This is a genomic window from Faecalibacterium sp. Marseille-Q4164 (genome assembly GCF_017377545.1).
GTDB classification, from domain to species: domain Bacteria; phylum Bacillota; class Clostridia; order Oscillospirales; family Ruminococcaceae; genus Faecalibacterium; species Faecalibacterium duncaniae.
Map to the genome: position 1 here is coordinate 347,712 of NZ_JAFREJ010000001.1, position 12,100 is coordinate 359,811.

A 12,100-nucleotide genomic window follows, 5' to 3' on the forward strand; every position below is an offset into this window, starting at 1 on the left:
ATTTGTAGAATACAAAAGCAGGCAGAGGAATTGACATTTCCCGCAAAAATTGATAAACTAAATAAGTTCTCCGTGCAGGAGTGGCGGAATGGCAGACGCGCTGGTTTTAGGCACCAGTTCCCAGTGAGTGAGGGTTCAAGTCCCTTCTCCTGCATACACAAAACGGCAGGCCCTTGGATAGAATCCGGGCCTGCCGTTTTGTTTGTGGCTTTGGTTGGAAAGCATAAGAAAAGCCCACGATCTATCGCTAGACCGTGGGATTTCTTTTATGCGAGGGAGGGGACTCGAACCCCCAAGGATAAACCACACGCACCTCAAACGTGCGCGTCTGCCAGTTCCGCCACCCTCGCACAACTATAAAATTGTTGCAATCCTGGATTTCTGAGGCTTGAAACCGTTGTTGCGGACTGCTTGAATATACTACCACATTACCCCGGGAAAGTCAAGCGATTTTGATAGAAATTTCCTCGTTTCATATTCGATCGTGTCCCGGTGCATACTAGAACAAATTATCACCGGGGAGGCAGGACCGTGAAACGACGCAACAGAGCACAGCGATTGCTGAGACTGACAGCAGTGTATCTTCTCCTGCTGCCGTTTCTGCTGCTGGGTTGGCTGTACAGCCGCCTGCCGGATCGTGTTTATCTGGAACCCGGGCAGGCCTTGCTTTTGCCCCGCTTTGGCTGGGTGGAACCTATGGGGTTTCACGGCAGCCAGAATGCGGCCAGTACCCAGGTCGTGGGCAGTTACCAGACCACTCTGTCACTGGGCGGCTGGCTTCCCATCAAGAATATCCGCACGGTGGTCACGGAGCGCACGCAGGTCACGGTCTGCGGTACGCCGTTCGGGGTCAAAATGTTCTCCGAGGGGGCACTGATCGTTGGCTTTTCCGATATCGACAGCCCCGGCGGGAGCACAGTGAACCCGGCAAAGGCAGCGGGACTGCGTCTGGGAGACCGCGTGATCCGCATTGGACAGATCAGAACGGAAAACAATGACGCTGTGAAGGAAGCGCTGGAAGCCGCCCGGGGAAGCGCTGCAGAGGTCATCTATGTCCGCAGCGGGGAACAGCGCAGCACCACCCTGACCCCTGTCTGGGATGCCGCTGCCGCCCAGTGGCGGGCAGGCATGTGGGTGCGGGATTCCTCCGCCGGTGTGGGCACTCTGACCTTTGTGGACCCGGAAAAGGGTGTCTTTGCGGGGCTGGGGCATCCCATCAGCGACGGCGACACCGGCGAAAGCATCGCTCTGCGCAGCGGGGAGATCGTGCCATGTGAGATCACCGGGTGCAGCATGGGCACTGTGGGCAGCCCAGGGGAGCTGAAGGGGAAGTTCCTGAGCGCCCACGCCATTGGCAGCATCCGGATCAATGGAGAAAACGGCGTTTATGGCACAACACGGACAGGCTTTTCCGGGCAAACCATGCCGGTGGCGTTTGCGCAGGAGGTCGAGACGGGGGATGCACAGATCCTGGCTACCGTCGCCGGGGAAACGCCCCGTACCTACCATGTCCGCATCGAGAAGATCAGCGATGCCGACCCGCGCCGCAATATGGTCGTCCGGGTGGTGGACAAAGCCCTGCTTTCCCGGACCGGCGGCATTGTGCAGGGGATGAGCGGCAGTCCCATTTTGCAGAATGGGCGGCTGGTCGGCGCAGTGACCCATGTTCTCGTCAACGATCCGACACGGGGCTATGGAATTTTCGCGCAGACCATGCTGGAGCAGGCTGAACAGGTTGCAACGGCGGAAAAATGAGCAGATTTGGTAAAACAAAACAGGCTGATTCGACTGAAGATTCCATAATATGGCAAAAATAACAGTTGAAATCCATGGGAATTTATGGTAAAATCAGAAACGTAAGGAAAACCGCACACATTGGAGGAATGAACGATGGACAAGATCAAATTTTTGATGTCGGATACTGGCGCAGAGATCACGGCAGCCTGTCGTGAAGCTTTGGAGCAGAAGGGCGTAGAGGTGACCGTGGTGGAAAAAGACGGCCTGAAGGTCCTGCAGAAAATGCTTGCAGTGCGGCCCCAGGTGGTGTTGCTGGATGCCTTTATGCCCGGGCTGGATGCGCTGGCTGTGAAACAGAAGTACAATGCAGCCGGTGAACGTCACACCTCTTTCTTTGTGACGGGGGCGTTCCAGAGCGAGGAAATGGTGCAGGAGCTGCTGGACGAGGGCTTTGCTTACTACTTCGTCAAGCCCTTTGACGAGACGGTTCTGGCAAACCGCGTGCTGAAGGTGGCTGCCGGGCAGGAAAAGCGCATCCTGCACACCAGCGTGGACAGCGATGAACTGACAGTCACTGAGATCCTGCACCAGATCGGTGTTCCCGCTCATATCAAGGGCTATCAGTTCCTGCGGGATGCCATCCTGCTCACCATGAACGAGCCGGAGTACATCAACGCTGTGACCAAACGCCTCTACCCGGAAATCGCCAAGAAAAACGGTACCACTGCCAGCCGCGTGGAGCGCGCCATCCGCCATGCCATCGAGGTGGCGTGGGACCGGGGCGATGTGGATACCCTCAACAGCTACTTCGGCTATACCATCCACAACCTGCGGGGAAAACCCACCAACAGCGAATTCATTGCGATGATCGCTGACAAGATGCGGCTGGATAAGCGGCAGAGGGCAGTGTGATGGATGCACATGCCGACGTGATATTTTGTGCGCAAAGCTGGTAATTCTGGGATGGTGAAAAATGTTTATCGCTATGGAATTATAGAATTATGGATTCCGTAGTGATAAACAGAAACCTTCCGTAGCGATAAACCTTCTGGATTCATTGGGGTGGCAGATGATCCAGGAGGTTGTTTTTATGTTGGAACGTGATGTGGAGCTGTTCATAGAGCACTGTGAATTGAAGGGGTTGAGCCAAAAGACGATTGGAAGCTACGAACAGACGATGCGATTATTTATTAGATTTTCCAACGAACAGGGAATTGTGCAGACGGAGAAGGTGACGCACATGATGGTACAGAACTATATTAGCGTCAACTAATGCGGTTGAACGATGGTTGATAAAATGACTGCTCTATGATAAAATAAACAATAGAAACAGGAGGTGAGGGAAGTTGCAGGAAACCGAAGCACAGAAGCGTGAACGGCATCATCAGGAAGACCTTCAGCGCTCTGACAATGGAGCTGACCCGCACTAGGCAAGATATCATTCCAGCGTGATGGATGTGGAAAATCTGGACAAGGATCAGGATTACCGAGAACTGCCGGATACCTATGTCATTTTCATTACGGAAAAAGATTACTATAAGGCCGGAAAACCTGTATATGTCATTCAGAACATAAACTTGACACTGGGCTTGCCGTTTGAAGATGGAACTCATATTCTGTATGTCAATGGCGAGTACCGTGGCGATTCTGACATTGGAAAACTGATGCACGATTTCAATTGCACCAGTGCAGAGGAGATGAACTTTGACCTGATGGCAGAACGAACGCGCTACTTGAAAGAAAACCCAAAAGGAGTGGGCAGTATGTGCAAGGCTATGGAAGAATTGAGAGTTGAAAGCTATGCCGAGGGAAAAGCTGAAGGCGTAGAAATCGGTAAAATGGAACAGGCAAAAAAGACTGCCTTGAAACTCAGTCGGAAGGGAAATTCCGTAGAAGAAATCGCAGACCTTCTTGGCTATGATGTTGATACTGTAAGCAGTTGGATCGCCCCGAAAGCATGTTGAGCGAAATGTGCAAGGCTATGGAAGAGCTGAGAGTAGAAAGCCGAAAAGAAATGGCAGTTGAGATGGCACAGAGCCTTTATGAACAGGGTGTATCGATTGAGCAGATTGCAAAAGCAAGCAAGGTCGATGCGGACACTGTAAAAGGATGGCTCACACCGAAGGCTGGGTAACAGCAGAACAATAAGACACCAGCGTATCGTGTTGCGAAAACATGGTACGCTGGCGTTTTTGCTTGAAGAAATTGCTGTGTTCTCTTATTGCTGGTAAAATAGGGGCGGATGTACGAATGAGAATGAGTGAAGGAGCGTGATGGAAAGTGGATATCTCTTTTAAGATGGGCGATGAAAAGTTTAATTACAGAGTGAGTGCAATCATAATTTCTAACGGAAGAATTTTGGCAATGTCCCATGACAAACCGTCAGAGTACTACTCTCTGCCCGGGGGTAGAGTGATGATGGAGGAAACGGCCGAACAAGCGATGATACGGGAAGTTCGGGAAGAGCTTGGTGTTTCACTGAAGATATCCCGGCCATTATGGTTGAATCAATCTTTTTTCACAAAAGATACAGATGGTCTCCGATATCACGAGATATGTATTTATTTTTTGATGGATACCGCAGATGCTGGCCTGCTGGAAAGGCAAAACACGTTCACTCGAACAGAGGGAACCGATACGCATATATTTAAATGGTTAGAGATTGCTCAATTAAAGGATGAAACTTTTTATCCATTGTTCCTGAAAAAAGAAATTTCCAACCTTCCGGATGGGTTCACGATCCGAACGGAAGTGCGATGATGAATCTGTGCTTTCGATGTTGACGCTTTTGTTGTACAAAATTGAGGAATTTATCCTAATAGCATTTCTTCTGTTGTGATATAATTGTATCGATCAAAAGGAGGAATGCAAGATGATCCATCTGCTGTTAGCGGTGATCTATGTTTCTTTTATCAGTCTGGGCCTGCCGGATTCTCTGTTGGGGGCAGCGTGGCCTTCGATCTATCAGGGATTTGGGGTTCCGGTCTCCTATTCCGGTGTGATCTTCTGCATTATATCGGTGGGAACAGTGCTCTCCAGCCTGCAAAGTGACCGGATGACCCGCCGGTTTGGAGCGGGCGGCGTTACGGCCATCAGCGTTGCCATGACCGCCGCAGCACTGTTCGGGTTCTCTGTCAGCAGCTCATTCTGGGCCATGTGCCTGTGGGCGATCCCTTATGGACTTGGAGCTGGAAGCGTGGATGCTGCACTCAACAACTATGTGGCGCTCCATTTTGCCAGCCGCCACATGAGCTGGCTCCATTGTATGTGGGGGATCGGAGCCTCGGTCGGGCCCTACATCATGGGCGCGGCGCTTTCCTCCCGTGCCGGGTGGCAGACGGGGTATCGGGTCATCAGTGTGATGCAGATGGTGCTGACGATCATTATTCTGCTGAGCCTCCCGCTCTGGAAAACGAAATCGGGTGCGAATGCCGAGGAGCGGGAAGCAGCCCCGGCAGAAGCGCTGACCCTGAAACAGATTTTCCGGATCTCCGGCGTAAAAGAGGTTCTGGTCACATTTTTCTGCTATTGTTCTCTGGAGCAGACCACCAGTCTGTGGGCCAGCAGTTATCTGGTGCTGAACAGGGGAATCGCGCCGGAGACCGCCGCCGGCTTTGCCAGTCTTTTCTTTGTCGGCATCACCGTGGGGCGGGCGTTGTGCGGCTTCCTGACCTTAAAATTCGATGATACCCAGATGGTTCGTATGGGGCAGGGGATCATCGCGATTGGGATAGCGGCGTTTCTTCTGCCGCTTGGGGAAGCGGTAACACTGACAGGGCTGCTGCTGGTTGGTCTTGGCTGTGCTCCGATCTATCCCAGCATCATTCATGCAACGCCGGGCCGCTTCGGTGCGGACAGGTCGCAGGCGATCATTGGGGTTCAGATGGCCAGCGCCTATATTGGCAACTGCCTGATGCCGCCGCTGTTCGGTGTGATCGCAAACCATACCACGATCTCGATTTTTCCGTATTATCTGCTGGTGATCCTGATTTTGATGGGATATATGCACGAAGCGCTGCAAAAGAAAACAAAAGCGGCGCAATAAAATACCGCTGCTCTTGCGTTTGGAGAATGCACAAGAGCAGCGGTATTTTTGTATGCATATCAATCCCGCACCTGCACAGGAACAGTCAGCAGGTCTCGCAATCGGATGCGGCACACCACGATTCTGGATGTGGCACTGGGGTGAAGAATTTATTGCTCAGACGGCCCAGATCGCTGGGGTTCTCTTGCCTGTATGCGTCGGCAGGCATCCTCTTTCACAAGCTCAATGATCACCGCCGTCAGGGGGATAAAGAAGATGATACCGATGATGCCAAAGAGTTCTCCGCCGATCATAGCAGCCACAAGGGTGTACAGCGGAGAAAGTCCCACGGATTTTCCCACCACCCGGGGGTAGATGAACTGGTTCTCAATAAACTGTACGGCAAGGTAAACAATGAGACAGCGCACGGCCAGAACGGGATCCACCAACAGCACGAGGAACACGCTGACCACGCAGGAGATCAGCGCTCCGACGTAGGGGATAATGGCGCAGATGGCGGTCAGCATTCCCACCAGGCTGCCGTAGGGAATCTTGAAAACGGAAAACGCAAGAGCCATGAGAACGCCAAGGATCACGGCCTCACTGCATTGCCCTGTCAAAAAGTTTGCAAAGGATTGCCGGAATAGTCGGCAGAACTTCAGCAGCCAAGCGGAGTGGCTGGGCTTCAGGTAGGCACAGACCAATGTGCGGGCGTGGTGGCAGAGACTCTCTGAGCCAACGGACATATAAACAGAGATGATAAAGGCAAAGGATGCGGTCACCACGATATTTACCGTGGCAGATACGGCACCTACCGCATTGACCAGCACGGTATCGATGGTGTCAGTGACCCTGTGAAGCAGCTGCTCCCAGTCGATGCCCTCCAGCCAGCTCATCAGCCACCCCATGTCGGCATCCTGTGCGCTGAGATAGGCGGTCCAGCGGGGGATGTTTGCTTCGATCTGTACATAGAGGCTGTGAAAAGACTGCACCAGCTCCGGGATCAGCAACGTCAGCGCCAGCACCAACACCAGCACAACACCCAGCAGGGTGATGAAGAAGCTCAGGAGATGGAGTACTTTATCCGAGGGCTGTTTTTTGGTCTTGCAGAACAGGCGTTTCAGCCGTTTTTCCAGCCCGGTCATAGGCACATTGATAAATAGTGCCAGAATGCCGCCTGCCAGAATGGGCAATACCAGGTCTACCAACTGTGCAGCAAATGCCAGAACGGAAGAAAGCCGCAGCAGCGCCACAAAAAGCGTGACTCCTACAACAGTTATGAGCAGATATTGTTTTGTTTTTGGTTCCATGAAAAAATCCTTTCCCGGAGCTGATGGCTGAACTATGCAAAGAGAACGTCTGCGAACTCTTTTTTCGTATTGTAATCAGAAGCAGCTGGCTTGTCAAGAAGTCGGGAACTGCGGGGTTTTCTTTTTGGGCTGGGCGTGATATAATATGTAGGTCGCAATTCCGTGAAAAAAATCAAAATAAACGGGAATGCGTGGAAAAGCAAAGAGATATAACAGGGAGTATCTTTGCCGCTTGCATAAAGTTGAATGAAAATCAACTTGAGATAAAACTCCATAGTACAGTCTGTATAAAAACGACACGAAAAAAGCTGAAATTTCCTCTTGCTTTTTCTGAGATCTGTGCTATAATATTAAGGCAATCGTTTCCAAGGCCGCTCGCGGGGGTAGCCGATATTGAAGGTTGTGATGGGCACATACATTTATAATATGGCCCCAATAAGTCAGAACCAGAAATGAGGTGAAAAAGAATGAAACAGGGTATCCATCCGAACTACGTTGACTGCACTATCACTTGCGCTTGCGGCAACGTCATTAAGACTCGTTCTACCAAGCCCGAGATCCACGTCGAAGTTTGCTCCAAGTGCCACCCCTTCTACACTGGTAAGCAGAAGCTGGTTGACACCGGCGGACGTGTTGAGCGCTTCAACAAGCGTTTCGGCCGTAAGTAATTACTGGTCTTTTTAGCGCCGTCTCCTTTGGGAGGCGGCGTTTTTTGTTGTTATGCCGCACAAAAGCTCTCTTTCTGTAATTTACACGCCGTTCCCTTATTTTGAACACATTTCCGGACTAAAATAAACCAGTATCTTCAAAAAGCGCTTTGCGCTGCCTTAGAAAGGAGCGTTGTGAACGTGATCGAAGTTTCTCATCTCACCAAACAGTATGGCAATCATCTTGCCGTGGACGATGTCTCGTTTACCGTGGCAGATGGCCAGATCTGTGGTCTGCTGGGGCCCAACGGCGCGGGCAAATCCACCATTATGAACATCCTCACCGGCTATCTCTCTGCCACCAGTGGGCAGGTGACGGTGGCAGGGCACCCTCTGCCCGAGGAGGCCGATGCCGCCAAAGCCTGTGTGGGCTATCTGCCCGAACAGCCGCCCCTTTACCCGGAGATGACGGTGCAGGAGTACCTGACCTTTGCCGCCGAGCTGAAGGGTGTGAAAAAGGCGGAACGGAAGGAGCAGGTGTGCAGGGCTGCCCGCCGTACCGGGCTGGAAGCCGTTCTGCCCCGGCTCATCCGCAGCCTTTCCAAGGGCTACAAGCAGCGGGTGGGCATTGCACAGGCATTACTGGGCAGTCCCAGGCTCATCATTCTGGACGAGCCGATGGTCGGCCTGGACCCGGCACAGGTCATCGAGATCCGCAAGCTCATCCGGGAGCTGGGCCGGGCGCATACAGTTATCCTGTCCAGCCATATCCTCAGTGAGGTGCAGGCAGTCTGCCAGCAGATCCTGATCCTTTCCAAAGGACATCTAGCGGCAGCAGGCAGTCTGGAGGAGCTGACCGCCGATGGCAAGAGCCTGGAAGCGGTGTTTCTGGAACTGACCGACGGTGAACCGGAAGAAGCAACCGGAGAGGAGGAAGCAGAATGACAGCTATTTTCAAGCGGGAATTCCGCAGCTTCTTTCACGGGATGCTGGGGTACGTCCTCACGGCGTTTCTGGTGGCGAGTTCCGGCCTGTATTTTCTGGCCAGGTGCCTGATCTACGGCCTGACGGATTTCAGTTACTACACCCTCTACCAGACCATTTTCATGCTGCTGCTCTATATCCCGGTGCTGGCGATGCGCTCACTGGCCGAGGAGCGCCACAGCCGCACCGACCAGCTGCTGCTCACCAGCCCGGTCTCAGTGTGGGGCATCGTGCTGGGCAAGTTCTTTGCCATAGCGGCTGTGTTCGCTCTGCCCTGCGCTGTGGATGCGGTGATGATCTTCATCCTCTGGGCGCTGGGCGGCACCGTGTCTGCTCTGCTCGCAAACCTTGCGGGGCTGCTCTGCTACTTTTTGCTGGGCTGTGCGGCCATTGCATTGTGTGAGTTTCTCTCCGGCCTGACCGAGAACCAGATCATTGCCGCCGTGGCGGGCTTTTCAGCCTTGCTGCTGGCCTACCTGATGCCCAGCCTGCGCAGTATGTTCAATGCGGGCAGCGCCGTGGCGCTGGCAGTGTTCACCGGGATCGCAGGCGCGGCTTCTCTGGCGGCCGGTCTGCGCACCCGCAGCTTTGTGCTGGGGTGCCTGACCTTTGCGGCGCTCTGCCTGGGCCTGACAGGGCTGTTTCTGCTCCGCAGTGCATGGCTTACCGAGGCTTTCAGCGCCGTGCTGAGTGCCCTGTGCCTGTTTACACCCTTTGAGGATTTTGTCAACAACAGCTTCTCCATCCCTGCCGTGGTCTATTATCTGACCGTGACGGCGGTGTTCCTGTTCTTTACGGCGCAGGACATTGAGAAGCGCCGCTGGAACTGAGAGGAGGGGACACAGATGAAGCTTTTTGCAAAGCAGAGCTCCTCGGGTGACGGGCGGGTGTTCCGCAGCGGGGTGTGGTCGGCAGCCATTGCCGCGGCTGTGATCGTGCTGGCCGTGCTGGTCAATCTCATTGTCCGGGCCATTCCTTCCAGATATACCGAGTTCGATCTCTCCGAGGCTGGGCTCTACACCCTGAGCGAGAGCTCCAGACAGGTAGCCGACGACCTGACGCAGGATGTGACCATTTATTATCTGGCCCAGACCGGCAATGAGGACCAGATCATCTCCAAGCTGCTGGACAAATACGCCGCCCAGAGCAGCCATATCACCTGGGAGCTGAAAGATCCGGCAGTCTACCCGACCTTTGCGGCCCAGTACGGCGCACAGGATCTGACCTCCGGCGGGCTGATCCTGGTCTGCGGGGAACAAAGCAAGGTGCTGGATGCCGCAGAGCTTTACGACTACGATTACAGCGATTATGCCGCCACCGGCGCGGCCAACGTGACCTTTGACGGTGAAAGCAAGATCACCTCTGCCATCTACCAGCTGACCAGCGGAGAGAGCCGCCATGTGTACTACACCACCAACCACGGCGAGCAGGCGCTGACTTCCACTCTGACCGATGCGCTGGAAAGCCAGAACCTGACCGTTTCGGCACTTGACCTGCTCTCCCAGACCATCCCCGAGGACTGTGACCTGCTTGTCATCAACGATCCGGCGCAGGACTTTTCCGGCGCAGGCAGTCTGGTGGATGAGCTGGGTCAGCTGCGCAGCTATCTGAGCAACGGAGGCCGCGTGCTGCTGCTGACGGATTCCTATTATAGTACCCCCAATCTGGATGCTGTGATGGCTGAGTTCGGCCTGACCCGTACCGAGGGCCTTGTGGTGGAGGGCGATACCAACCACTACCTCAATGGCTACCCGGCCCTTTACCTGCTGCCGGATTATGCCAGTACAGAGGAATCCACCGCGCTGGACGGTGTGAACACCAGCCGCAGAGTTTTGCTGCAGATGGCACAGGGCATCACCCTGACCGAGACAGAGCATGTGGTCTCGGATGCCCTTCTGGTCAGCTCGGACAGTGCTTACAGCAAACCGGAAGGCTACGAGATGACCACTACCGAGAAAGCGGACGGCGACATTGCCGGTCCCTTCACGCTGGCAGCATACGCCCGCAATGAGGACACGGGTGCCCAGGTCATCTGGGTCAACTGCGGCAATATGGACAATGAGGGCATCTATCAGGTCATCCCGGGCAATGTGACCTTCCTGCAGGGGTGTGCGGCTTCGCTGGCCGGGCAGGAGAACGCTGTCCTCATCGACAGCAAGGCGCTGGAAGCAGCTCCGTTGGAAGTGCCCAGCATTGCCGCCTCTACGCTGGGCCTGCTCTTTGTCATCGTTCTGCCTGCGGCCCTGCTGGCTGTGGGTGCCGTGGTGGTCGTGCTGCGGCGTAGAAAGTGAGGACCTGTCCATGAAAGCAAAACAGCGTACCCTCGGGGTGCTGCTTTTCCTCATCCTGCTGGCAGGCGGCGTGTTTGCCCTGCTGACGCTGCGGAATGCCCGGGAAGAACAGGCTGCCAGTGCGGCCGCAGATGGAACCATTCCGCTGGCGGCAGTTTCGGGCAATGACCTGACGCAGATCGTGCTCCACTATCAGGGCGAGACGAACACCCTGCTCTATACCGCCAACGGCTGGACGCTGGCTGAAGATCCAGCTTACCATCTGGACACCTCTGCCTGCAACACGATGCTCACCGCGCTTTCCTCTTTGAACGCAAAGCGGGAGCTGAGCCTGCAGGCAGGGGAGGACTACGGCTTTGCGGAGCCTGCGCTGACCATAGAGGTGACGGCAGCGGGCGAAACGGACACCTATACCTTCGGGGCCAGCAATACCATGACAGGAGATCTCTATGTCCGCAAGAATAACAGCGATGTCATTTATACGGTATCGGGGACCAAAGCCGCCTGCTTTGAGTTGACCAGGGCGGAGCTATTCGGTGCCTTCAACCCGGCGGGGCTGACGGCCTCGGAGATCGAAGCCGTCTCCTATACGCTGGCCGATGGCGAGACCGTGACCCTGAAAGCAAACTCGGAGCCTGCGGCAGAGAGTGACAGCAACGCCTACCAGACTGTCTGGCGGCTGGCGGGGGATACCGCCGCAGACCTCGACGAGACGAAGGTGGATGCCATCCTCTCGGCTCTCTGCACCTATGTCTCGGCACAGGCAACAGATGCCGACCCGGCGGTGTATGGTTTTGAGGCTCCGCTGGTCACAGCAGAGGTCACAACAGCCGATGGCACAATAAATCTGACCTATGCCATGGGGACAGACGGCTGTTACCTGATGGTGGAAGGCGACAGCTCCGTTTATACGGTGGATGCCAGTGTGGTGAGTGCGCTTTTGTACCCCGCAGATCAGCTGAAAGCAGAATAAAACGTTTCACTCCCGCGCTGTGCGAATTCTTGGTACAGCGCGGGATTTTTTTGTGCCGGATGCAAAGTTTCGGCAAACCTCGACAGAGTGATTGACATTTCAGTTCGGATTGTTTATGATAGGCGATGACAGGG

General features: G+C 54.4%; 13 protein-coding genes and 2 tRNA genes. 13 read left to right on the forward strand and 2 right to left on the reverse strand.

Features of this window, described 5'->3' with window-relative positions; all coding sequences use genetic code 11:
- Positions 1-74: 74 nt before the first annotated feature.
- A tRNA-Leu gene (locus J3352_RS01635) sits at positions 75-154 on the forward strand.
- A gap of 115 nt (positions 155-269) precedes the next feature.
- Here J3352_RS01635 and J3352_RS01640 read toward each other — a convergent pair.
- Positions 270-350 (reverse strand) — tRNA-Leu (locus J3352_RS01640).
- Between the two features lie 181 nt (positions 351-531).
- Here J3352_RS01640 and spoIVB point away from each other — a divergent pair.
- The 7 genes from spoIVB to J3352_RS01675 all read left to right on the forward strand — a co-directional run bounded on the left by spoIVB (position 532) and on the right by J3352_RS01675 (position 5,782).
- A complete protein-coding gene (gene spoIVB / locus J3352_RS01645; protein ID WP_035394068.1) occupies positions 532-1,755 on the forward strand; it encodes a SpoIVB peptidase in 1,224 nt (407 codons plus the stop codon).
- 135 nt (positions 1,756-1,890) lie between these two features.
- The gene (spo0A, locus tag J3352_RS01650; protein WP_005932794.1) at positions 1,891-2,649 is read left to right on the forward strand and encodes a sporulation transcription factor Spo0A; all 759 of its coding nucleotides are present in this window, start codon (positions 1,891-1,893) and stop codon (positions 2,647-2,649) included.
- Positions 2,650-2,827: 178 nt separating this feature from the next.
- Positions 2,828-3,010 carry a site-specific integrase gene (locus J3352_RS01655; protein ID WP_035394070.1) on the forward strand — a complete coding sequence of 61 codons (183 nt, stop codon included), beginning with the start codon at positions 2,828-2,830 and terminating at the stop codon, positions 3,008-3,010.
- 175 nt (positions 3,011-3,185) lie between these two features.
- Positions 3,186-3,701: a hypothetical protein gene (locus tag J3352_RS01660; protein WP_335341486.1), complete on the forward strand. Its 516-nt coding sequence runs from the start codon at positions 3,186-3,188 to the stop codon at positions 3,699-3,701.
- Between the two features lie 17 nt (positions 3,702-3,718).
- Positions 3,719-3,871: a hypothetical protein gene (locus J3352_RS01665; protein WP_156065703.1), complete on the forward strand. Its 153-nt coding sequence runs from the start codon at positions 3,719-3,721 to the stop codon at positions 3,869-3,871.
- Between the two features lie 146 nt (positions 3,872-4,017).
- Positions 4,018-4,497: an NUDIX hydrolase gene (locus tag J3352_RS01670; protein WP_035394072.1), complete on the forward strand. Its 480-nt coding sequence runs from the start codon at positions 4,018-4,020 to the stop codon at positions 4,495-4,497.
- A 112-nt stretch (positions 4,498-4,609) separates the two neighbouring features.
- Entirely contained in the window at positions 4,610-5,782 is a 1,173-nt protein-coding gene (locus J3352_RS01675) for a sugar MFS transporter (RefSeq protein ID WP_156065705.1), read from the forward strand.
- Between the two features lie 149 nt (positions 5,783-5,931).
- Here J3352_RS01675 and J3352_RS01680 read toward each other — a convergent pair whose 3' ends face one another.
- Complete coding sequence (locus J3352_RS01680; protein ID WP_156065707.1) at positions 5,932-7,071, reverse strand: AI-2E family transporter; 1,140 nt, start codon at positions 7,069-7,071, stop codon at positions 5,932-5,934.
- A 467-nt stretch (positions 7,072-7,538) separates the two neighbouring features.
- Here J3352_RS01680 and rpmE point away from each other — a divergent pair, with 467 nt between their 5' ends.
- The 5 genes from rpmE (at position 7,539) to J3352_RS01705 (ending at position 11,966) form a co-directional block, all read left to right on the forward strand.
- The gene (rpmE, locus tag J3352_RS01685; protein WP_005926533.1) at positions 7,539-7,739 is read left to right on the forward strand and encodes a 50S ribosomal protein L31; all 201 of its coding nucleotides are present in this window, start codon (positions 7,539-7,541) and stop codon (positions 7,737-7,739) included.
- Positions 7,740-7,919: 180 nt separating this feature from the next.
- A complete protein-coding gene (locus tag J3352_RS01690; protein ID WP_370569097.1) occupies positions 7,920-8,663 on the forward strand; it encodes an ABC transporter ATP-binding protein in 744 nt (247 codons plus the stop codon).
- On the forward strand, positions 8,660-9,532 hold the full coding sequence (locus tag J3352_RS01695) for an ABC transporter permease (protein ID WP_097771997.1): 873 nt from the start codon (positions 8,660-8,662) through the stop codon (positions 9,530-9,532). The genes J3352_RS01690 and J3352_RS01695 overlap by 4 nt, the downstream gene beginning before the upstream one ends.
- A gap of 15 nt (positions 9,533-9,547) precedes the next feature.
- The gene (locus J3352_RS01700; protein ID WP_097771996.1) at positions 9,548-10,993 is read left to right on the forward strand and encodes a GldG family protein; all 1,446 of its coding nucleotides are present in this window, start codon (positions 9,548-9,550) and stop codon (positions 10,991-10,993) included.
- Between the two features lie 10 nt (positions 10,994-11,003).
- Positions 11,004-11,966 (forward strand): DUF4340 domain-containing protein, encoded by a 963-nt coding sequence (locus tag J3352_RS01705; RefSeq protein ID WP_097771995.1) that lies wholly within the window; start codon positions 11,004-11,006, stop codon positions 11,964-11,966.
- The last annotated feature ends 134 nt before the right edge of the window (positions 11,967-12,100 follow it).